The following is a 20,799-nucleotide window of genomic DNA, read 5'->3' as shown; positions in this document are numbered from 1 at the left end:
CTCCTTCACGCCCGCCCCAGCCGCTGCCCCAAAAACGTTTCCAGCCCGCGCAGGCCAGTGTCCAGCACGATGGCCAGCAGGGCGGCGGGCAGTGCACCGAGCAAGATGAGATCGGCGGCTCCACTTTGCAGGCCGCTGAAAATAAAGTAGCCCAGCCCGCCCGCGCCGATCAGCTGCGCCACGCTCGCCACACCGACCAGCATCACGGCGGCTTGCCGAATGCCGCTGAGCCACACCGGCAGCGCCAGCGGCAGTTGCACGCGCCAAAAGCGCTGATTGTCGGTCATGCCCATGCCGCGTGCCGCGTCGAGCACCCCCGGCAGCACGCCGCGCAGAGACACCACGCCGTTACGCAGAACCGGCAGCAGCGCGTACAAGGTCATGGCGGTCAGCGCCGGGGCCAGCCCGATGCCGCTGATGCCCAGACTTCTCAGCGCGGGCACGGCGTTGGCCAGCGCTGAGAGCGGCGCAATCAACAGGCCCAGCAGCGCCAAACTCGGCACGGTTTGCACGCCGCCCGCCAAGCCCAGCACCACGCCCGACACCCGGACACTGCGCGAGGCCCAGACGGCCAGCGGAGCGCCGATCAGGGTGGCCAGGCCCAGCGCCACCAAAATCAAATACAGGTGCCGCCCGAGTTCCTGTAAAAAGCGGTTGTGCTGCACGGTGTATTCGGCCACCACCGACCAACTGGCAAAATGTCCGGCGAGCGCCATCACCAGCACGGCGGGCAGCCACAGCCACGCCAAAAGCAGCCCCGCGCCGCCCATCCATCTCCCCACCAATCTGGCGGCGTACACCGAAATGCCCGCTCCGAGCAGCCACAGCCACAAACCGCTGCTGGCGCTGGCCCGCGCAAACTCGGCCTGGCCGCTGAGCGCCGCACCCGTGCGCGACCCCAACCACCACGCGCCCACACCGAGTGCGAGGCTGGCCAACAGGGGTACAGCCCTCGGCAAGAATCGGCCTGCCAAGGGCACGGCCAGCGCCAGCACCAGGCCCACGACAATGTCCAGCGCAGGCAAGTGCAGCGCCTCGCCCGCCGCCAAACGGTTGGGGCGCAGCAAGACCCACGGCAGCCAGCACGCCGCCAGCATCGGCACGGCTGCCAGCCACAGCGCCGCCGTCAGATCGGCTGGCAGCCCAAGGACAGACGAAGGGGCAGGGGAGACGCGCTCTCCCACTGCCCCTGCTGAAGGCCCGGCGTTCAACGGATTAACTCCGTGTAGACGCGGGCGATCAACTTCAGATCGAGTTTCATTACTTAATTAAGTTCTTGGATTTGAGATAAGCGCTGGCCACGTCCTGAGCGCTGCGGCCTTGCAGGGCCACTTCGCCGTTGAGCTTTTGCAAAGTGGGCTGGTCAATGCTGGCAAAAGCTTTGTTGAGAATGTCGGCAATTTGCGGATTGGCTTTGAGGATGTCCGTGCGGATGGTGGGCGCGGGCTGGTAGACCGCCTGAGCGCCCTTGGGATCGGTCAGGGCCACCAAATTCAGGGCGCTGAGGGTGCCGTCGGTGCCGTAGGCCATCGCCGCGTTCACGCCGTTGGTGCCGCTGGACGCCGCTTGCTGGGCCTGGGGCGGAGTGGCTCCGGCCAGCACCAGCTTTTGATCGGCGCTGAGCTTGAAGCCGTAGACGCTTTCAAACATCGGCATGGTGTCGGGGCGGTTAAAGTATTCGGGGCTGCCGGCGATCTTGAAGCTGCCGCCGCCTTTGAGGTAGCGGGCGAGATCGGCCACGCTCTTCATTTTGTTGTCGGCGGCCAGCTTTTGCGGCACGGCAATCACCCAGGTGTTGTTGACTTTGGCGGGCTTGAGCCAGGTGACGCCGTTTTTGGCGTCCAGCTTTTTGGCGAGGTTGTAAATGGTGCCGGAGTTGCCAGCCTGCTTGGAACCGATTTTGGCGTCGGGAAACAGGTAGACAGCGTTGCCGGTGTACTCGGGATACACGTCGATTTCACCGGCCATGATGGCCTTGCGGTTGACGCCGGTATCGCCGAGGGCAGTTTTGTCGGTGACCTCGAGGCCCGCATTTTTGAGGGTCAGGTAGATGATCTGGCCCAAAATCTGCGCTTCGGGGTCGAGTTTTCCGCCGACCACGATAGGTTTGGCGGCGGCGCTGCTGAGCAGGCCAGAGAGCGAAAGAACCAAAACACTGCCGATCAATTTACGCTGAGAAGCTTGAATCTTCATGGGGAAACCTCCAAATCAGGGACTGCACACTTCAGCTCGTAAAGGAGCAGGAAGGCTGACTTTATACAGCCTGTGGCGTGCCCGTTGTGTGACTTATCTTTAAGTTGTGGGCTGTGCCTGATTGACGACAAAACCACTTTACTCCCGACTGGAACGCCATGTTGCTCAATTCTGCTTAGCTTCAGCATAAGAATCTCAAAGGAATGCATAAAAGTTAAATGAGTGCGCTCTCTGCTTCATTTGTCTGTTGGACTTTTGTGGCGGCCTCTCTATGCAAAAAGCCGCCGCTTCCTCAACAGGCAAAGCGGCGGCTTAAGTGGGTGGGCGCTCTTGTTAGAGGTTGCCCTTGAGGGTGCTGGCGACTTTAAAGCGCACCTTTTTACCGGCGGGAATGGTGATCTTCTCGCTGGTGCCGGGGCGCACGCCTTGACGGGCGGCGGTTTTGGCCACGCTGAAGGTGCCGAGGCCGGGTAAACCGACGCTCTTGCCTTCTTTGAGGGCTTCGACCACGACATCGAGCATGACGGCCACGGACTCGCCGGCCTGCTTTTTGTTGAGGCTGGTGCGGTCAGCGACCATATCGATGATCTGGGTCTTGGCAATCTTTTCGCTGGTCTCGGCAGCAGCCTTAACAGGTGCTGGTGCTGCTTTGGCAGCGGGCGCAGGTTTGGCCGCCGCTTTGGTACTTTTAGCCATGGAAGACCTCCAAAAGTGAAGTTTGAGCAGGTTGTCGGCTCGGAACAGACACTAACACACATTTGGAAGTTTGTGAACGTCCCCGAAGCCCTCTAGCAGCGTCTTGAGCGTTCTTGGGCGCTGTTCCTGAGAGGACGAAACGCTGCTAAAATCGGAAAAACAGCGTTCCGGACGGCCTTTTATAGTGAGTAAATTATGTAAAAAGAGTTAATTTATGTCTGGGATGAAATTGCGGCCGTCAAGCGCACCACCCGCACACGGGCGCTCAGGGCGTCGTATGTCCACAGCCGATTGACAAGGGTGTCCGGTTGCCCGGTCAGCACCTTGAGGGCTTCCATGGCCATCACGCCGCCGATCACACCCAGCAGCGGCCCCATCACCCCGATCTCGTCGCAGGACTCGGCTCCGTCTGGGGTGGGAAAGACCTGGCGCAGCCCAAAAGTGGGGTCAAAGACGCTGACCATGCCTTCTAAGCCGCCCGCTGCGCCCCAGACCCACGGCAGTCCGGCGGCGGTACACAAGTCGTGGACGAGGTAGCGGGTGACGAAATTGTCGCTGGCGTCGATGACCAGATCAATGCCGCTCAGGAGTGCGGGGGCATTGTCTTGGCTCAGTGCGTCGCAGCTTTCGACCCTGACATACGGATTGACTTGCTGGGCGCGGGCGGCGGCAAGCTGGGCTTTGCTTTTGCCCACATCTAAGGTGGTAAAGAGTGTTTGGCGCTGCAAGTTGCTCAGCCCCACCGTGTCGCCGTCGGAGATCCGCAACGCGCCCACGCCCGCGCCCGCCAGGTAAGCGATAACGGGGCAGCCCAGCCCACCCGCGCCGATGACCAGCACGTGGGCGGCTTTGAGGTGTTCTTGCTGGCTGGCAAATTCGGGCAGCAACAGTTGACGTCCGTAGCGCCGCAGTTCGGTGCGGGTCAGTGCATTGGGGGCCGGGTCACTGCCAGAAACCGGGAGAGGAGAGGGCGGCGCAGTCATGCTGAGTAGTCTGGCGCTTGGCACCGGCGCTTTACTGTGCTGCTTGAACGGTAGAGGGAATTTGAAAGATCAGGCCCGTATGATGATGAGGTGATGAGTGATCAAATCGCCCAAGCCCTTCTCGTTCTCGACGCGCAGCGCGGCGACCACCAAGCGCTCGAAGACGCCGATCCCCGCGCCGCCGACGCCCGCTTGGGGATTTGGCGCAGGGCCGTGACGCAGGCCCGCGCGGGCGGCGTGCTGGTGGTGTTTTTGCAGCGCGACGGAGCAGTGGGCAGCGACCACGAACCGCTGACACGCGGCTGGACGCTGCACCCCGATTTCCGCGTGGAGGAGCGCGACGTGCTGCTGAGGGTGGAGAACGACGACGCCTTTACAGGCAGTCCCTTGATTCTCGAACTCCGCAGCCGGGGCGTGAGCCGCCTGAGCGTGCTGGCATTGCCGGGCAGCGCCGCCGAAGAAGCCACCCAGCAAGGAGCGCAGCAAGCAGGCTTTGCGGTGAGCCGCTGGCCAGAGGAAGGTCAATGATGAGCAATGAGCTCAGCGATTTCTTGCTTCAATTACTCAATACCCCCAGCCCGACGGGCATGACCGAGCAAGCCGTGAGTTTGATTGAAGCGGAAGTGAGGGCGCTCGGCGTAGAAACGCGCCGCAGCCGCAAAGGTGGACTGTCTTGGACGCTGCCCGGTGCGGACTCCGGCGCGGGGCATCTGGCCCTCAGCGCCCACGCGGATACCCTCGGCGCGATGGTCAAAGCGGTTTTACCCAATGGGCGGCTGCGCCTGACCCAGCTCGGCGGCTACGACTGGGCCAGCATCGAGGGCGAGTACGTGACGGTTCACGGCCAACACGGTGTCAGCGTCACCGGCACGGTGGTCAACGACTTCCAGAGCTTTCACGTGTTTGCTCCGCAACTGCGCGAACTGCGCCGCAGCGGCGATAACTTGGAAGTGCGGCTGGACGCCCTCACCTTCAGCCGCGAAGACACCCGCGCTCTGGGCTTGGAGGTGGGCGATTTCGTCAGCTTTGAGCCCCGCGCCGTGCTGACACCGGCGGGCTACCTCAAGAGCCGTCACATCGACAACAAAGCCAGCGTGGCCATTTTGCTGGAGGTGACCCGGCAACTTCTCAAAACCCCCGCGCCGATGACGGTGGGCTGCTTTATCACCACCTACGAGGAAGTCGGGCACGGAGCGGCTCCGGGCTTTGGCGAGGCCAGCGAAGTGATCGCGCTGGATATGGCGGCGGTCGGGCGCGGGCAGACGAGCAGCGAACACCACGTGACGCTGTGTGTCAAAGACAGCAGCGGCCCTTATGATCACGCGCTCGGCAACCGCCTGCGCCGGGCGGCTCAGAGTGCAGGCATTGACCTCAAGATGGACATTTACCCGTACTACTCCTCGGACGCCAGCGCGGCCTGGGGAGCCGGACACGACCTGCCCGCCGCGCTGATCGGCCCCGGCGTGGATGCCAGCCACGCCTATGAGCGCACCCACCTGGACGCGCTGGAGGCGACTGTGGCGCTGGTCTTGGCGTACTGTCATGCCTAAGGACTAGGCTAGAGGACATGACCAGTCCTGAAGTTCAACCTGAGCTGCGGCCCGCCCTCGCCGACGTGCAAGCCGTGTATTCGCGGGCGGCGTTGCGCGACCCTTACCCACTTTACGAACGTGCCCGCAGTCACGGCGAGGTCGTGCCGATACCGGAATGGAACGCGGTGGCGATTTTCGGCCACGAGGAAGTCTCTGCGGTGCTGCGCTCGCCCGCTGCGCTCTCGGGGCAACTGATGGCGGTGGAAGCCAACGCTGCTGCCCAAGGCCAGGTCAGCGAGGCCATGCAACTGCTCAGGCCAATGATGCTCTTTCACAACGGCCCCTCGCACGCCCGTCTGCGCGGCTTGGTGAGCGCTGCCTTTACGCCCCGAGTGGTGGCTGAGCAGGAAGAACTGGTGCGCGGTCTGGTGCGCGAGATTTTGGCGGCGCATCAGGGCGCTCCGTTTGACCTCGTCGACAAGCTGGCCGTGCCGCTGCCGGTGGCGGTCATCGCCGGAATGCTGGGCTTGTCCAAAGACGACGAGCAGCAGTTTCGCATCTGGACGCAGAGCGTGGCCGAGCTGCTGGGCGGCATCGACACCACCCCCGAACTGCTGGCCCGCATCGAGGCAGACGCCCGCGAGATGCGCTCCTACTTCCGCAGCCTTGCTGACGACCTCCGTGCCAAGCCGCAACCGGGCCTCCTGAGCGCCCTCGCCGCCGCCGAAGATGAGGAAGGCCGCCTGAGCAGCGACGAACTGCTGGCCAACGCGGTGCTGCTGCTGGCCGCTGGGCACGAAACCACCAGCAACCTGATCGGGCGCGGCGTGCTGGCGCTGCTCCAGCAAGAAGGCGCGTGGGCCGAGTTGGCCGCTCTACCGGAACTCACCAACACCCAAGCTGATGAGCTGCTGCGCTTTACCAGCCCGGTGCAACTGACGGGCCGCGTGCTGGGAGCGCCGCTGGAGATCGCTGGGCAGAGCTACCCTGCCGGAACCCACACCATGCTGCTGTTGGCCGCCGCCAACCGCGATTCTCGCACCTTCACTGACCCTGACCGTATCGATTTGACGCGGGCCAACGCGGGGCGGCATCTGGCCTTTGCCAGCGGGCCGCACTACTGCCTCGGCGCGAGCCTCGCCCGCTTGGAAACGCGGGTGGTGTTCGGTGAACTGGCCCGCTACCCGCAGATGCGCGTGCTGGAAGACAAGCCGCAATACCGCCCCAACATCGTGCTGCGCGGCTTGAGCAAGCTGATGGTGGAGCTTTAGGGATTGAGGTCGGAAAAGTAAACGACTCGCGCTCCCGGCCCAGCTTGCAGAATTTGACGTTCTTCTGTACTGAGGCCAGTGTGCCGCGCTTTGCGGGTGTCCGCAATTCTTTCACGGAAGGCATTGCAGCGCCGCACACAGCCGCACCTCACTTTCTGATCACTTGCTCAGTGCTGGCTCAGGGTCAGTTGAACGCCCCGGCCCGTCTTTCTCAGGTGGGCGAAGGCTCAGGCCCCAACAATGGAAGGGTAAAGCGCCCGTCGCCAGATCAGATGCGGCGCAAGGAGAATCCACCATGACCATGACCACCGATCAAGTGAACGATAAACTGCAATACCTCCTCGGCACGCTGCGCGACGGCGAAAAGGGCTTTAATGAAGCCGCCGAACATGCCCACGATGCCAGCCTCAAGCAACTGTTTCAGACCCGCAGTGCTCAGCGCTCCGAGATGATCAGCGCCATCGAAACCCACCTGATGCAGGGCGGTGAAAAGCCCAAGTCGGGCGGCAGCGTGGTCGCCGCGCTTCACCGCACCTGGATCAACGTGCGTGACGCCGTGACCGGCAAGGACGACACTTCGGTGATTGCCGAAACCGTGCGCGGTGAGGACGCGGCCATCAGCAACTACCAAGACGTGCTCAAAGAAACCGAGCTACCCAGCGAAGTGCGCTCGCTCGTCGAAGGCCAGTACGCCCAGATTCAGTCCAGCGACGCCGAGCTGAAGGCTCTCAAGCAGCAGTACGAAGCCAAGAGCTGATTTTACAGCTTCTCAAATAAACAACAAAACGCCGCGTCTCCTGATTGGGGCGCGGCGCTTTTTATTGACTCAAACAAATCAGATGACGAACTCGCCCGCCCGCATCACGGGTTCGCGGCTGCCATCTTTGGTAATCCCGTCCACGTTCATCTCCGGGCTGCCGATCATCCAGTCGACGTGCAGCAGCGAGTCGTTCCCGCCCTTGGCGTCAAAGGTGTCGCTGTTTTCCACGCCGCCCTCGATGTTAAAGCGGTAGGCACTGCCGATGGCGATGTGTGAGGCGGCGTTTTCGTCGTAAAGGGTGTTATAGAAAAACAAGCCGCTCTGGCTGATCGGTGAGGAATTCGGCACCAAAGCGACTTCCCCGAGGCGGTGGCTGCCCTCGTCGGTGTCGATGAGTTGCCGGAGCACGTCTTGCCCGCTCTCGGCGCTGGCTTCCACCACCCGCCCGCCTTCAAAGTGGACGCGAATGCCCGACAGCAGCACGCCGTTGTAGCTCAGCGGTTTGGTGCTGACCACCGTGCCCTCGGTGCGCAGGCGGTGCGGGGCCGTCCAGACTTCTTCGGTGGGCATGTTGGCAGTAAATTCGGTGCCGCTGGGCGTGAAACTGGTGCCGCCGCCCCAGATGTGGTCATCGGCGAGGCCCACTGTCAAGTCGGTTTCTCCCCCCTTGAAGTGCAGCGCCGCGTATTGCTTATCGGTCAGGATTTGCTTGCGGGCGTGCAGCTTGCCCAAGTGCTCTTTCCATGCGCCCACCGGGTCAGCTTGATCGGCGCGGGTGGCTTTGAAGATGGCGTCCCAGTACAGCTGGACAGCTTCTTCGGGGCTGGCTTCGGGAAAGATCAGCTGGGCGCTTTCCGGCAGCGGCGCGGTGATCAGGTTCCAGTTGAGCTGGTTGGTCATGACCTGCAGGCTGTACGGTTTGCGGTAAGTAGACAAGGCCCGCTGATGGGTGGCGAGGTTTACAGGATTTGCCCCCGCGTGCAAGTTGGGATTGGTGGCCCGAATGGCGATCACTGCGCCGCCCGCGTTGGCGGTTTCCAGCTCGGCGTCCACCCGCCACTTGCTGATTTCACCAAAGCTATCTTCTGGGGCGAGTTCAAAGCGGGCTTTTTGAACGTCGTCGTCGTCCCAGCGCACGTCGGCAAAGCTGGCTCCGGCCTTATAAGCGCTTCTGACGATGGCGCGGGCCAGGGGCGCACTGTCCACTGGCGACTGCACCAGCACCCGCTGGCCTGCGCTCAGGCCCAGTCCCACCTGCACGGCGAGGTCAGCGTAATTCTGAAGTTTTTGCTCGAAGCTCAGTTCACTCGAATTTGGTTGGGTCATGCTCGGCAGCATACGCCGCTTTGGGGGCAGCGTACCCCCAGCCCGCCTTCAGTTTGAAGTATCGCTCAATGGCCTCCCAGTAAGGCTGAAGGCAGATTGAAAACGGGGCCGCTTGACCCGGCTCCCAAACTCCGCTACACTGCCCGTCGCTGGTTTGACGAGGCGTAGCGCAGCTTGGTAGCGCACTACCTTGGGGTGGTAGGGGTCGCAAGTTCAAATCTTGTCGCCTCGACCAGCACGGAACTTCCTCTGAAAGGGGGGAGTTTTTTTGTGTTTGACGGATTTGGCTTGAACCGTATGGATCTTCAATTGGTGCCTTCACTCACTAAGCCATCCGGCGCACACTCACGCCCGCGCCCGCCTTTATACTGAGGGGCGTGCCGTTTGATGCCCACGCCCTAGAAACCTTAGATTATCCCCGCGTCCGCGCCGCCCTCAGCGAGCGGGCCGCCACCCGCATGGGCGTAGAGCTGGCCCAGCGCCTTTGTCCAGTCTCCGACCAGACGCAGATCAAGCGCGAACTCGACGAACTCGAAGACGCCCTGTTCGGTGTTGCCTTGTCTCTGGGCGGTATCGGCGACGTGCGCGAACTGCGCGAGCGGGCCAACGAAGGCCGGGTGCTGTCCGGCTCGGAGTTGCTCGAAGTCGCTTACGCCTTAGATGCCGCCATGTCGGTGCGCCGCAGCATCACCAGCAACTCGCGGGGGCCGCTGCTGCGGCTGGCCAACCTGCTCGGCGAACACAGCCTGCTGGTGCGCCGGGTGCTCGAAAGCCTAGACCGCGACGGTCAGGTGCGCGACGACGCCTCGCACAAGCTGCGTGAGATCCGGCGCAAAGTCGAGCCGCTGCGAACCCGCATCCGCGAGAGATTAACCAACAGTCTCGAAAAATGGGCCGACGTGCTGCAAGATAACCTGATCACCATCCGCCGTGACCGCTACGTGCTGCCGGTGCAGGCCAGCCGCGTTGGGCAGGTGCAGGGCATTATCGTGGACGCCTCGGCCACCGGGCAGACCTACTTTGTCGAACCGGCCAGCGTCACTCCGCTCAACAACGAACTGACCCGCCTGCTGCTCGACGAGGAAGCTGAGGTGCGCCGCATCCTCACCGAACTCAGCGGCTTGGTGGCCTCCGACAGCGAAATTGCCCTGACCATCGTAACGATTGGCGAGCTGGACTTGATCGCAGCTAAGGCAGCCCTGGCCCGCGACTGGCGGCTGAACCGGCCCGAAATTGCGCCCCAGGCCGTCTACGCCATGCAGGAAGCCCGACACCCCCTGATCGAAAATCCGGTGCCGAACGACCTGAGCCTGGGCGAGAACGGCACCAACTTGCTGCTGATCACCGGCCCCAACATGGGCGGCAAGACCGCCACCCTCAAAACGCTGGGCCTGGCCGTGCTGATGCACCAATCCGGCATGTACGTGGCCGCCAGCCGCGCCCGCCTCGCTGTCGTGGACGACGTGCTGGTGGACGTGGGAGACGAGCAGAGTCTGGAAGAGAGCCTGTCCACGTTTGCGGCTCACTTGCAGCACCTGCGTTACGTGCTCAAATATGCCTCGCCCAGTACCCTGATCCTGATCGACGAGCTGGGCAGCGGAACCGACCCCGCCGAGGGCGCGGCGCTGGCCCAGGCCATGATCGAGCAACTGCTGACCCAGGACACGCGGGGCGTGATCACCTCGCACCTCGCGCCGCTCAAGCTGTTCGCCTTGGAGACGCCCGGTCTCAAAAATGCCAGCATGGGCTTTGATCTGGAAGCGCTCGCGCCGACCTATCAGCTTCAGGTGGGACAGCCGGGGCGCAGCTACGCGCTCTCGATTGCCCGCCGCATGGGCATTCCCGGCAACGTGATGACCCGCGCCGAAACCATCCTGGGGCCGGAAGGCGGCTTACTGGAGCGCCTGCTGGAGAATCTGGAAGTCGAGCGTCGCCAGCTTTCACAGGAACTTGAGGTCGCCAAAACGGCCCGCCGTGAAGCGGTGATCGAGCGTGACCGGATGCACAGCCAGCGCCAGGACATCGAGACGCGCCGGGGTGAATTGCTGGCCGAGGCCTCGCAAAAAGCTGAGGCGGCGTATTCGCAAGCGCTCGAACAGGTGCGGGGCCTGCGTGCCCGCGCCCGTGACGAGTCGGCCCGTCCCCGCGTGATGCAGGAACTGCGCGATTTGCGCCGTGCTTCGCAGCAAGAGCGCCCCCAGCAAAGCCAGCCCCCCGAGCCGAAGGGCGATCCGCTGAAAGTCGGCAGCAGCGTCAACGTTCCGGCTTACGGCGCGGCAGGGCAGGTGATGGAAGTGCGCGGCGACGAACTGGTGGTGCAGCTCGGCGTGATGAAAGTCAATGTGCGCCGCCGCGATGTGCGCCTCAAAGAAGAAATCAACCCGGCGATTCTTGCCCGCAGCTTTAGTGGCCGCACGCCCAGTAACTTCCAGACTGAATTGCAACTGCGCGGCCAGCACGTCGAGGAAGCCATCGAGGAGCTTCGCAGCACCATCGGCGAGGCGGCGGCGCTGCGCGAAACGCCCTTGCGGGTGGTTCACGGCAAGGGACAGGGCGTTCTTCGCCGCTTAATCCGCGATTTCCTCAAGGCCGACAAGCGGGTGGAGAGTTTTCACGACGCCGAGCCGAATCAGGGCGGGCACGGCGTCACGATTGTCAATTTGAAGGTGTGAGTACTATTGATACAGGCAAAGATTCAGGTTGCTTTCAGCCAACGTAGACATGGAGGAGTATGTCCAGCACGGGGCATGCCCAAAGCGGGCAACTCAGATTTAAGTCGTTATCAATAGAGGCTGGACGGTGCCAATAGCCTAAGCGTTCAGCGTTCGCTTCTGCTGCCCCACCCCCCAGCCCCCGCCCCAGTGGGGCGAGGGAGCGAGTCGCTGCGCTCGGCATGGAGCTTCCGGTATTCCGGTAGGCCACTTGCGCCAACATTCCAGACTGTGGAGCGGTCAAGTTGTGGGCACTGTGGTCAACGGGTCGCCCAGCCAGCAGAGCTGGAAAGTGGTATTCGTTTCAGGTTTTTGCCTCTTCCGCTTGAGCGGGGAGGCTGGGACTCGTAGAGCTGCGAAGCAGAGGGGGTGAAACGTGAATGCCTTCTCACCTGCCGCTCTAAGCCTGCGGCAGCCGTGCCTCGATCTTGGTGCCGCGTCCTTCGCCGCTTTCTACTCGGTACTGACCGCCGCGCGTTTCGACCCGTTCGCGCATCTGGGTCAGGCCCAAGCCGCCCGCGCTGCTGACCCGTCCTGAAACCTGCGAGAAGTCAAAGCCCTGTCCGTCGTCTTCCACGGTCAGCCGGACGCTGTGGTTGCCGATCAAACTGACCACCACGTTGGCGGCTTTGGCGTGCTTGGCGACGTTGTTGAGACTCTCCTGCAAAATGCGGAAAATCACGGCCTCGTCGCCGGGTGCGAGGTGAATGTCACCTTGAATGTCGAGCTGCACTTTGACGCGGTGCTGTTCGCCAAAATCCAGCACATAGCGCCGCACCGTTTCGAGTAAGCCGTAGCGTTCTAAGTCGATGGGCCGCAGCGCGAATATGCTGCGCCGCACCTCCCGAATCTGCTCGCGCAGCAGCGCTCCGGCTTCCTGCACGCCCAGCAGCGCCTGAGCGGGGTTGCTGCTGATCTGGCGGCCCACCACGTCCAGCTTGATGGCGCAAAATGCCAGCGACTGCGCCACTCCGTCGTGAATTTCGCGGGCGATGCGGTTGCGCTCCTCACCGATGGCCAGCTCTTCCGAGTAGAGGTAAGCGCGGGCATTTCTAACTGCCAACGTCGCCTGTGAAGCCAGCAGCGCCAGCAGCGGCGTGCGCTCCTGCTCGAGGCCGTCACCGCCCAGCACGATCACGCCCACTAGGCCGTCTTCGGCGTGCAGGGGCAGGCCCAGCGCCGCCTTCACACCGGGAAACATCTCGGCCGCCTCTGCGGGGCTGGCTACACCTGGCTGCCCACCCTCGGCCACCCGCCGCACGAAATCGGGGAGCGGGCCGCCGCTGCGGATGACGCCGCTCGGGTCACGGGCATATTCGAGCCGCAGCACGCCGTCTTGATCCGTCAGAAACGCGGCGCGGGCGCTGGCCTGTACCCGTCCGGCGATGGTGCCGGTGACGCGGGCCAGTAAGCGCTGCATATTGCGCTCGGCGCGGATCGACTGATCGACTTCAAACAGGGTAATCAAATCGCGGGTACGCCGCTGGGTGCTGACCACCGCGCTGCCCAATTCCGAACTGATCGCCGAAATCAGTTCGCGGGTGTCGCTGCTGGGCGGGGTGTCAAAGCTCAGGGTCAGTTCGCCCAAGTGCTCGCCGCTGACCCGCAGGGTTTCGTTGACGAGGTAGCGCCCCCCTTCACCGAGTTGGCGGCTCAGTCCTTCCTGAGCGCTGCGGCTCGCCACGCCCTGCTCGTCTTGAACGTTGCCGCGCAGTTTGGCCTGCACCGACACCGCGCCGGTGGCTGCCTGAGTGCCGCGCACCGCCACGTCCAGTAAGCTTTCGAGGTCGGCAGGTTCGGAGACCTCGCGCATCAGGTGTTGCAGAGCGCTCATGCGCTGGTGCGAGGCGCTGAGCTCGGCGTACAGGCCGCGCAGCTCGCCCTCGGCTTGTTCGCGGGCCTGCACACCCTCGGCGATCCACTGAATGGTAAAAAAGGTGACCAGCGGCCCGGCGAGGCCGTAAAACGCCAGGTGTGCCAAGCGGCCAAAGTTGGCGTCGCCCAGCGGAATAAACCACTCCTCGTAAGTCACCACCACCAGCACGATCAAGAGCGGCATCAGGTTGCGGGTCAGCAGCACCGTGCGCGACAGCGGTGTGTGCTCGGCAGTTTCTAAACCGCTGGCAAGGTATTCGGGGGCAGAGGGAGGCACGCTCACCCCCCGACTCTACAGCGGCCCACTCGCCTTGACCGTAGCCGGGGCGCGTTCAGGATGAACTTTGTGGAGTTTCTGTTTGCGGCTCGGTGGGCGCGTCTTGCACTTCTTCTGGCTCGGCTCCCTCGGCCTGAACGCGCCCGACTTTCCACTGAACTTGCCGCAGCAGTCCACGGGCCAGCCGCACTTCCGCTGAGCTCAACGCGCCCCGGTCAAGCGCCACCCGCCAGAGCCGCAAAGTGTGCCGCGCCCGCACCGCGTCGGTATAGCCGGTGAGCATCATCACTTCTCGGAGGTGGCTGTACAGCCCTTCCATCTCGCTGCTCAGCGCCGTTTTGCGGCTTGGAAACGCTAGTGGAGTGTCCTCCTCCGTGAGTGTGGTGGGGCCAGCCACTCTGGGACGCTCGGCCTGCAAAAACTCGTAGCAGGTCAGCAGCACCGCTTGGGCGAGGTTGAGGCTGGCGTAAGCCGCTGTCGGCACCAACATCGTGACGCGGCAAAGTTCGAGGTCGGCATTGTTCAGGCCCGATTCCTCCGGCCCGAACACCAAAGCCGCCGACTGTGCGGCCAGCACCAGAGGCCGGACTTGGGCCGGGTGTTGCGGCGGGGCGAGGTCGGCGCGGATGCGGGCACTGGTACCCACCACCAGATCACACTCGGCCACCGCTTCTTTGAGGGTGGCGTAGATTTTGGCGCTGTCGAGCAGGGAGGCGGCGTGGACAGCCATCGCCCGGCTGGCCGAGTCTTTGTAATCGCAGCGGGGCGCGACAATTCTGAGATCGCTGGCTCCCATGTTGAGCATCGCCCGCGCCGCCGCGCCGACATTGCCTGAAGTTTTGGGAGAGACCAGGACGACGGCAAGGTTCAAGTTGGGCACAGTCACGCTGGGCATGGTAGCGCTTTGGGATTCCATTGGAATGGGTCTTTTCAAACTGGGCTGGAAGGCTATCTTCACGCTTTGGCTTTTGGTTTCCGCTTTGGCTTCCCCACCCCCAGCGGGCAGGGGGAGCAGGTCGCTGCGCTCGGCATGGAGCTTCCAGCATTCAGGCAGGCCGCTTGCGCCGACATTCCAAACTGTGGGGAGGTCAGGTTGTGGGCGCTGTGCAAAAGACCTGCCCATACTGGGCGAGCTGGAAGGCGGTATTCGTTTCAGGTTCTTTGGTCGCTCCCATTTGATGGGGGAGGTTGGGACTGACACGGCTCGCAGAGAGGGGGTGAGTGAGCGCCAGCAGTTGCTCTCCCATCTCCGCCCTACTCCGCCGCCACCTGCTGGTAAATCTCCAAGTAGCGCTTGGCTGGCCCCTTCCACGAAAAGTCTAATGGCAAGCCGCGTTTGGCGCGGGCGTTCCAGATTTTGGGCTTGCTGACAGCGGCCTCGGCCCGGCCCAGCGCTTCCAGAAAGGCGGCGGGGGTGGGGTCGTCAAACAAAAAGCCGATGTCCCCCGGTACGGTGTCAGCAAGCCCTCCGGTGCGGCGGGCAACCGGGGGAGTGCCGTAGCGCAGGGCGATCATCTGCGACAGCCCGCACGGCTCGAAGCGGCTGGGCATGGCAAAGGCGTGCGCCCCGGCGTACAGGCGGTGTGACAGGCTTTCGTTCATGCCTTTGACGTGCCGCACGCGGGGCGAACTTTGCGCCCACACCGAAAATGCGGTTTCGAGTTGAGTATCGCCGCTGCCCAGCAGCACCAGATTCCACTTTTTGACGATCTCCGGCATGGCCGAGAGCAAAATGTCGAGGCCTTTTTGGGTGGCCAGGCGTGAGACGCAGCTCAAGATTGGGGCTTCGTCGAGGTGAAACTCTTCCCTGAGGGCGGCGATGTTGGCTTCTTTGGCGGCCACCGTGCCGTAGGGCAAGACGTGGCCGTCGGTGCGCGGGTTCCAGCGTTCCTGATCGAGGCCGTTGATGACGCCGGAGAGCTTGCCCTCGGCCAACCGGTCTTGCAGCACGCCTTCTAGGCCCTCACCAAATTCGGGGGTGGTAATTTCTTTGGCGTAGGTCGGGCTGACGGTGGTGACGTGCCCGGCGTAGACCAGTCCCGCTTTCATCAGGTTGAGGTCGCCGTAAAATTCAACGCCCTCGGGCGTCTCGGTCCATTCGGGCAGGCCCGTCCAGCCGAAGCTGTCTTTGATGTTCCAGCGGCCTTGATACTGCAAATTGTGGATGGTAAAGACGCTGGGCATGTGGCGCAATTTGGCGTGGGCCACCACCAGTCCGGCAGCCCAGTCGTGGCCGTGCAGCACATCAAAGCGGATGCCCGCTGCGGCCAGAACCGGTAAGGCCAAGCGTCCCCACGCCGAAAAGCGCTCGACATCGTTGTTGTGGTAGATGCCGGGGCGCTTGAAAGCGGGCGTTTCCAAAAACAAAAAGCGCACGCCGCCCTCATTGATTTCGCCCAGCCGCACATTGCCGCCGCGCCAGATCTCGTGGGGCGTGCCGACGATGTCGGCGTACCAGGGTGACAGCACGCTGGCTTGGTGGCCCATGCGGGCGAGTTCGGCGGGCAGGGCAGCCATCACATCGGCCAGTCCGCCGGTTCGGGAAAATGGGTAAGCCTCAGAGGCCACGTGAAGGATATGCATAAAGGTATGCTACCCCGCTCGCCGCGCCGCTTTGGAACATCAGCTAGGCGGCGTGGAGGGGTGGCAGCGAGAAAGCGCCCATAGGTTTTGACAGCTCACGCTTTTCTTGCTAGTATTCATGCCGCTGGGAGAAACGGGCCATGCGCCCTGCCCCACACGGCGGCGCTGTAGCCAAGTGGTAAGGCAGAGGTCTGCAAAACCTCCACCACCGGTTCAAATCCGGTCAGCGCCTCCAAACTTCTGTGCCCCCTCTTTTAGGTTTAGATCCGTAGCTCAGGGGTAGAGCACTACATTGACACTGTAGGGGTCAGCAGTTCAAATCTGCTCGGGTCTACCAATCAAAGCGCTCCTAGAGGGCGTTTTTCTTTTTTGCAATCTTTCTATTGAAGTGCTGGCAGCAACGAGCAACAAAATGAAGTTATCCACAGCCTCAACTCAGGGCTGTGGATAACTTTTTGGCGACCTTCTTGCGTGGAAAGATCGCCTGATATGAGAACGGCCCCAGCACTCGTCTCTCAGGTCAGTGCTTGGGCTTACTGATCACTTCAGGTCGCTGGCATTCACTGTGGCGATCTTGGTCATCTTCGTTTGCAGCATGTCGTCATACTTCATCACCAGCACTGTCGATTTCTGGCGCTCTCCGGTGCTGCTGAATGCAATCGCTCCGCTGATGGTCTGGCACCTGCTCTTGTCCACGTCGAAGCAGGCTGGGAGATCGATGTTCCGCACAGCACCGCTTACCTGCATGCGGGTTGGAATACCTTTGGCGCTGATGACTGCTGCCTTCAATCCACCCAGCAGCGCTTCGGCAGCGTCGTAGGCGTAAGCGGCCACGCCACTCGCCGGAGTCTTGTAGCGAGCTTGGTAGCGGGCACTGAAGTCCCCGCTGTTTGAAAACAGTGAAAGCGGCCCGAAGACTGTCGTGTAGGCGATATTGGTCGCCCGACCCGAAACCTGCCGGATGAAATTGGGCGAGTCGATCCCGTCACTGCCCATCAGGTTGACTTTGACCTTGGCTGTGCTGAGTGCATTGACCAGCCGTCCGCCCACATCGTCTGTACCGCCGAAATACACGGTCTTTACGCCGCTGGCCTTGATCCGTTGGACGGCTCTAGCAATCTCGCTATCGGTGCTGACACCACCGTACCAAGCGACCTTGACACTGCTCCCTCCGAGCTGCTGCACCAGACTTTTGGTCAGGCCATTGCCGTAGGTGGTGTTGTCGGAGATGACGTAAATGGTTCCAGATTGCTGATCAATCAGGGCGCTGGCTGCCGCGACGCTCTGTGCGCCGTCGGGGGCCACCACCCGGTTGAAATGCGTCCAGCCGTTCTTGGTCAATTTGTCATTGGTGCTGATCGTGACGATGGCCAGCTTACTGGGCGCAAAAGCTTCGCCCAGCACGTTGGAGACACTGGAGTTGTATGCTCCGACGACACCCAAAATGCTTGGGTCGCTGGCAATCTTCTGGGCCAGCGGCTTGGCGGCGACGGGTGAACCCTGGTCGTCGAACGAGACGAGGCTCAGTTCATAACCGAGCGCCTTGAATTCCTGAAGATGATGCTCGACCGAGAGTTCCGCGCCGCGCTTGAGTTCGGTGCCGCTGCCAACCAAACCGCCGCTCAAGGGACTGACTGAAGCGATCTTGATAGGCGCTGCGCTGACAAGGGTACTCAGTAGATTCAAGGTGAGGACGGCCAGTGGTAAAGCAAGGCGGGATCTGAGCATGGGATTCTCCTTGGTCGAGAGGCGAGACAGGGAGAAATGCGCCAGATCATATGATCTAGAACAAGGTCAAGTGACTTACGCTCCTGCTTTGACCGCCAGTCTCCGACTTGCCATGTCACGCTGCGCTTACATAACAACTATTTTGGCCCGAATGGAAAAAGCTGCCGCTTAGCGTTTGCGATTTGACCGCTTGGGAATTAGGCATCCACATTTGCTCGTTTCTCCCCATACCTTCTGCTGCAGCAGGTTTTTCTTTTTGTACGCTCCTTACAGGGTGTACGAGCGTGATTACATCGTAGCGGCCAATGCCTTTGCCTCGCGCTCCGGCGGCAGCAGTTCCCGCGAGTCCAGCACACTGTCGGGGATGCCTGCCAAAGCGTCGGCCAGCACCTCTAGACCCGCGCCGTCCTTGAAGGCCCGCTCGCTGATGGTGCGCTTGTAGTGCCGCGCCCCGCTGTGTCCGGCAAACAGGCCCAGCGTGTGCTTCAGCATTCGGCTCAGGTACACGCCCTGCTCAAGTTGCTCGGCAAGGTAGGGTCTGAACGCCTCGATCGCCTCGCGGCGGCTGGGCGGCAGGGTGTCAGTGCCAAAGACATCGCGGTCAGCAGCGGCCAGCAGATACGGCGTTTGGTACGCGGCGCGGCCCAGCATCACCCCGCCGGCCCAGGTCAGGTGGTTTTGGGCGTCGTCCAGCGTTTGAATGCCGCCGTTCAGCACGAAGGTCAGCGCTGGAAAGTCGTCCGTGAGCTGGCGCACCAAGTCGTATCTCAGCGGCGGCACTTCGCGGTTTTGTTTGGGCGACAGGCCAGTGAGCCAGGCTTTGCGGGCGTGAACGATAAAAGTCTGGCAGCCCGCATCGGCCACCGTCTGAACAAAGCGGTATAGCAGCTCATAGCTGTCGAGGTCATCGATGCCGATGCGGTGCTTGACCGTCACGGGCAGATGGGTCGCGCCGCGCATAGCGTCTACGACGCGGGCCACCACCTCGGGTGTGGCCATCAGGCAAGCGCCGAAGCTGCCGCTCTGCACCCGGTCAGACGGGCAGCCGCAATTCAGGTTGATTTCGTCATAGCCCCACTGCTCAGCCATGCGGGCGCACTCGGCCAGTGCCAAGGGGTCGCTGCCGCCGAGCTGCAACGCCAGCGGATGCTCAACGGGCGAGAAGTCGAGGTGCTTTTTGGCGTCGCCGTGCAGTAGCGCTCCCGTGGTAATCATCTCGGTATACAGCAGCGCTCTCTTGCTGAGGGTGCGGTGAAAGACCCGGCAGTGGCGGTCTGTCCAGTCGAGCATCGGGGCGACGCTGAAAGTGTGGGGAGGCAGCAGGCCGGCAGTCATCTCAGCCGGAAAATATAGCGCTTATGGGCGGGTAACAAGGCGGTCTGGGCTGCTTTGCGGCGGTGCTTAGGCGCTGGAAACAGTTTCAGCGTCCATGTTTTTGTGGTCGGGAGGTTGAAGCCGTGAGCGCCGCTCAAAACGCTTCTGCTCAGTGCCACGCCGAACTTTGCTGGAGAGCGCTTAAACTGACTCCGTGACTTTGTTCGCTGCTCTGGCCGTGTTCGCCGCGACGCTGTTTTTGGTGATCGTCCGTCCCTTTAAGCTCAATATCGCGCTGGGCGCTGGGCTGGGCGCATCGGCGGCGCTGCTGCTGGGCTTGGTGCAGTGGGCAGACGTGTGGGTGGTCTGGCAAGCCACTTGGAATGCCACCTTCACCCTCATCGCGCTGATTGTCCTCAGTCTGCTGCTCAGCGAAGCGGGGCTGTTCCGCTTTGTAGCGCTGCACTTGGCGCGGTGGGCCGGTGGAAACATGGCGCGGCTGTTCGTGCTGCTGATCTTGTTTGGGGCGGTGCTGGCCGCTCTCCTCGCCAATGACGGCGCGGTGCTGATCCTGACGCCGGTTGCTCTGGAGTTATGTGAACTGCTCGAACTCAAGCGCCCGGCTGGGCTGGCTCTGCTGTTTGCCACCGGCTTTATCGTGGACGCCGCCAGCTTGCCCCTGATCACCTCTAACCTCACCAACCTCATCAGCGCCGATCAGTTCAAGCTGGGTTTTGCGGCTTACGTCGCTGTGATGGGGCCGGTCAATTTGGCGGCGGTGGCGGCGGGGTTGGCAGCGCTGTGGTGGCGCTTTCATAAAAGTTTGCCAGCCGGGTACGCCGTACAGGGTTTGCCTGCGCCCAACTCAGCGCTGCAAGACACAGCGGTATGCGGGGTGGGCGCGGGGTTGCTGGCAGCGCTGCTGATCAGTTTTTTTCTTGCGCCGCGCTGGGGCATTCCTGAAAGTCTGCCCGCGCTCTTGGCGGCGGCGGCGCTGCTGCTGACCGCTTGGGCACGGGGCCGTCCGGCGGTGGCCGTGCTCAAAAATGCGCCGTGGTCGGTGGTGGTCTTTTCACTGGGCATGTATTTGGTGGTCTACGGCTTACGCAATGCCGGAGTCACCGACGCGGCGGGAAGCGTCTTCGCGGCGCTGTGGCAGCGCGGTTCTTGGGCGCTGACCTACGGCCTCGGCGGGCTGATGACGCTGGCCTCAGCCGTGTCCAACAACCTTCCGGCCTTGCTGATCGGAGCGCTGGGCATCGAACAGGCCAAGTTGCCGCCACACGCCGAAACGCTGGCGGTCTACGCCAACATCGTGGCGGCCAACCTCGGCTCCAAACTCACGCCGCTGGGCAGTCTGGCGACGCTGCTGTGGCTGCGCCTGCTCGCGGCGCGGAAGTGGCAGGTGTCTTGGGGCGAGTATCTGCGGCTGGCTTGGGCCGTGACTTTGCCGACCTTGCTGCTGACCTTGTGCGCATTGGTGCTGCTGCACCATTGACGCGCCAAGTCAGCCATCCTGCGACCGCATGAGTCCGCTGCTGTCGCCACTC

Annotated in this window: 16 protein-coding genes and 3 tRNA genes; 9 read left to right on the top strand and 10 right to left on the bottom strand. The window is 62.6% G+C overall.

The features are described from left to right. Positions 1 to 5: 5 nt before the first annotated feature. The 4 genes from EHF33_RS08340 to EHF33_RS08325 form a co-directional block, all read right to left on the bottom strand. A complete protein-coding gene (locus EHF33_RS08340) occupies positions 6 to 1,184 on the bottom strand; it encodes an ABC transporter permease (protein ID WP_338135010.1) in 1,179 nt (392 codons plus the stop codon). A 76-nt stretch (positions 1,185 to 1,260) separates the two neighbouring features. Beyond that, entirely contained in the window at positions 1,261 to 2,193 is a 933-nt protein-coding gene (locus tag EHF33_RS08335) for a glycine betaine ABC transporter substrate-binding protein (RefSeq protein WP_404825750.1), read from the bottom strand. Positions 2,194 to 2,526: 333 nt separating this feature from the next. Next, a complete protein-coding gene (locus EHF33_RS08330) occupies positions 2,527 to 2,889 on the bottom strand; it encodes an HU family DNA-binding protein (protein ID WP_124869959.1) in 363 nt (120 codons plus the stop codon). 212 nt (positions 2,890 to 3,101) lie between these two features. Continuing rightward, the gene (locus tag EHF33_RS08325; protein ID WP_124869956.1) at positions 3,102 to 3,872 is read right to left on the bottom strand and encodes a HesA/MoeB/ThiF family protein; all 771 of its coding nucleotides are present in this window, start codon (positions 3,870 to 3,872) and stop codon (positions 3,102 to 3,104) included. Positions 3,873 to 3,965: 93 nt separating this feature from the next. Here EHF33_RS08325 and EHF33_RS08320 point away from each other — a divergent pair, with 93 nt between their 5' ends. From EHF33_RS08320 to EHF33_RS08305, 4 genes are all read left to right on the top strand, one after another. Continuing rightward, positions 3,966 to 4,400 carry a cysteine hydrolase family protein gene (locus EHF33_RS08320; protein WP_124869954.1) on the top strand — a complete coding sequence of 145 codons (435 nt, stop codon included), beginning with the start codon at positions 3,966 to 3,968 and terminating at the stop codon, positions 4,398 to 4,400. Then, positions 4,397 to 5,422, top strand: coding sequence for a M42 family metallopeptidase (locus EHF33_RS08315; RefSeq protein ID WP_124869951.1), 1,026 nt, complete (start codon positions 4,397 to 4,399; stop codon positions 5,420 to 5,422). Before EHF33_RS08320 ends, EHF33_RS08315 begins: the two co-directional genes overlap by 4 nt. A gap of 17 nt (positions 5,423 to 5,439) precedes the next feature. After that, positions 5,440 to 6,675, top strand: coding sequence for a cytochrome P450 (locus EHF33_RS08310; RefSeq protein ID WP_124869948.1), 1,236 nt, complete (start codon positions 5,440 to 5,442; stop codon positions 6,673 to 6,675). A gap of 295 nt (positions 6,676 to 6,970) precedes the next feature. Beyond that, entirely contained in the window at positions 6,971 to 7,432 is a 462-nt protein-coding gene (locus EHF33_RS08305) for a PA2169 family four-helix-bundle protein (protein WP_124869945.1), read from the top strand. 78 nt (positions 7,433 to 7,510) lie between these two features. On the opposite strand, the gene EHF33_RS08300 is transcribed toward EHF33_RS08305, so the two are convergent. Then, positions 7,511 to 8,761 (bottom strand): aminopeptidase, encoded by a 1,251-nt coding sequence (locus EHF33_RS08300; RefSeq protein ID WP_124869942.1) that lies wholly within the window; start codon positions 8,759 to 8,761, stop codon positions 7,511 to 7,513. Positions 8,762 to 8,919: 158 nt separating this feature from the next. Here EHF33_RS08300 and EHF33_RS08295 point away from each other — a divergent pair. Both EHF33_RS08295 and EHF33_RS08290 read left to right on the top strand, forming a co-directional pair. Continuing rightward, a tRNA-Pro gene (locus EHF33_RS08295) sits at positions 8,920 to 8,996 on the top strand. 142 nt (positions 8,997 to 9,138) lie between these two features. Then, entirely contained in the window at positions 9,139 to 11,433 is a 2,295-nt protein-coding gene (locus EHF33_RS08290) for an endonuclease MutS2 (RefSeq protein ID WP_124869939.1), read from the top strand. Positions 11,434 to 11,872: 439 nt separating this feature from the next. Here EHF33_RS08290 and EHF33_RS08285 read toward each other — a convergent pair whose 3' ends face one another. From EHF33_RS08285 to EHF33_RS08275, 3 genes are all read right to left on the bottom strand, one after another. After that, a complete protein-coding gene (locus tag EHF33_RS08285) occupies positions 11,873 to 13,630 on the bottom strand; it encodes a sensor histidine kinase (protein ID WP_338135009.1) in 1,758 nt (585 codons plus the stop codon). Between the two features lie 49 nt (positions 13,631 to 13,679). Then, a complete protein-coding gene (locus tag EHF33_RS08280; protein ID WP_420889934.1) occupies positions 13,680 to 14,519 on the bottom strand; it encodes an RNA methyltransferase in 840 nt (279 codons plus the stop codon). 359 nt (positions 14,520 to 14,878) lie between these two features. Then, positions 14,879 to 16,207 carry a glycogen synthase gene (locus tag EHF33_RS08275; RefSeq protein ID WP_124869936.1) on the bottom strand — a complete coding sequence of 443 codons (1,329 nt, stop codon included), beginning with the start codon at positions 16,205 to 16,207 and terminating at the stop codon, positions 14,879 to 14,881. Between the two features lie 161 nt (positions 16,208 to 16,368). Here EHF33_RS08275 and EHF33_RS08270 point away from each other — a divergent pair. Together EHF33_RS08270 and EHF33_RS08265 are read left to right on the top strand one after the other, a co-directional pair. After that, positions 16,369 to 16,442, top strand: a tRNA-Cys gene (locus EHF33_RS08270). Positions 16,443 to 16,469: 27 nt separating this feature from the next. Further along, a tRNA-Val gene (locus tag EHF33_RS08265) sits at positions 16,470 to 16,544 on the top strand. Between the two features lie 203 nt (positions 16,545 to 16,747). Here EHF33_RS08265 and EHF33_RS08260 read toward each other — a convergent pair. Together EHF33_RS08260 and dusA are read right to left on the bottom strand one after the other, a co-directional pair. Next, positions 16,748 to 17,935 carry a branched-chain amino acid ABC transporter substrate-binding protein gene (locus EHF33_RS08260; RefSeq protein ID WP_124869933.1) on the bottom strand — a complete coding sequence of 396 codons (1,188 nt, stop codon included), beginning with the start codon at positions 17,933 to 17,935 and terminating at the stop codon, positions 16,748 to 16,750. Between the two features lie 288 nt (positions 17,936 to 18,223). Beyond that, entirely contained in the window at positions 18,224 to 19,270 is a 1,047-nt protein-coding gene (dusA, locus tag EHF33_RS08255) for a tRNA dihydrouridine(20/20a) synthase DusA (RefSeq protein ID WP_124869930.1), read from the bottom strand. Positions 19,271 to 19,463: 193 nt separating this feature from the next. Between dusA and EHF33_RS08250 the strand changes: the two genes are divergently transcribed. Beyond that, complete coding sequence (locus tag EHF33_RS08250; RefSeq protein ID WP_241191100.1) at positions 19,464 to 20,747, top strand: ArsB/NhaD family transporter; 1,284 nt, start codon at positions 19,464 to 19,466, stop codon at positions 20,745 to 20,747. Positions 20,748 to 20,799 lie beyond the last annotated feature (52 nt).

This window comes from Deinococcus psychrotolerans, from assembly GCF_003860465.1.
GTDB classification, from domain to species: domain Bacteria; phylum Deinococcota; class Deinococci; order Deinococcales; family Deinococcaceae; genus Deinococcus; species Deinococcus psychrotolerans.
This window is presented reverse-complemented; position numbering and strand designations above follow the sequence as displayed.

Bases quoted from the DNA above. Each gene is read 5' to 3' on its own strand.
- EHF33_RS08335 (WP_404825750.1), bottom strand. From the start codon at position 2,193: ATGAAGATTCAAGCTTCTCAGCGTAAATTGATCGGCAGTGTTTTGGTT.
- EHF33_RS08330 (WP_124869959.1), bottom strand. From the start codon at position 2,889: ATGGCTAAAAGTACCAAAGCGGCGGCCAAACCTGCGCCCGCTGCCAAA.
- EHF33_RS08325 (WP_124869956.1), bottom strand. From the start codon at position 3,872: ATGACTGCGCCGCCCTCTCCTCTCCCGGTTTCTGGCAGTGACCCGGCC.
- EHF33_RS08320 (WP_124869954.1), top strand. From the start codon at position 3,966: ATGAGTGATCAAATCGCCCAAGCCCTTCTCGTTCTCGACGCGCAGCGC.
- EHF33_RS08315 (WP_124869951.1), top strand. From the start codon at position 4,397: ATGATGAGCAATGAGCTCAGCGATTTCTTGCTTCAATTACTCAATACC.
- EHF33_RS08310 (WP_124869948.1), top strand. From the start codon at position 5,440: ATGACCAGTCCTGAAGTTCAACCTGAGCTGCGGCCCGCCCTCGCCGAC.
- EHF33_RS08305 (WP_124869945.1), top strand. From the start codon at position 6,971: ATGACCATGACCACCGATCAAGTGAACGATAAACTGCAATACCTCCTC.
- EHF33_RS08300 (WP_124869942.1), bottom strand. From the start codon at position 8,761: ATGACCCAACCAAATTCGAGTGAACTGAGCTTCGAGCAAAAACTTCAG.
- EHF33_RS08280 (WP_420889934.1), bottom strand. From the start codon at position 14,519: ATGCCCAGCGTGACTGTGCCCAACTTGAACCTTGCCGTCGTCCTGGTC.
- EHF33_RS08275 (WP_124869936.1), bottom strand. From the start codon at position 16,207: ATGCATATCCTTCACGTGGCCTCTGAGGCTTACCCATTTTCCCGAACC.
- EHF33_RS08260 (WP_124869933.1), bottom strand. From the start codon at position 17,935: ATGCTCAGATCCCGCCTTGCTTTACCACTGGCCGTCCTCACCTTGAAT.
- dusA (WP_124869930.1), bottom strand. From the start codon at position 19,270: ATGACTGCCGGCCTGCTGCCTCCCCACACTTTCAGCGTCGCCCCGATG.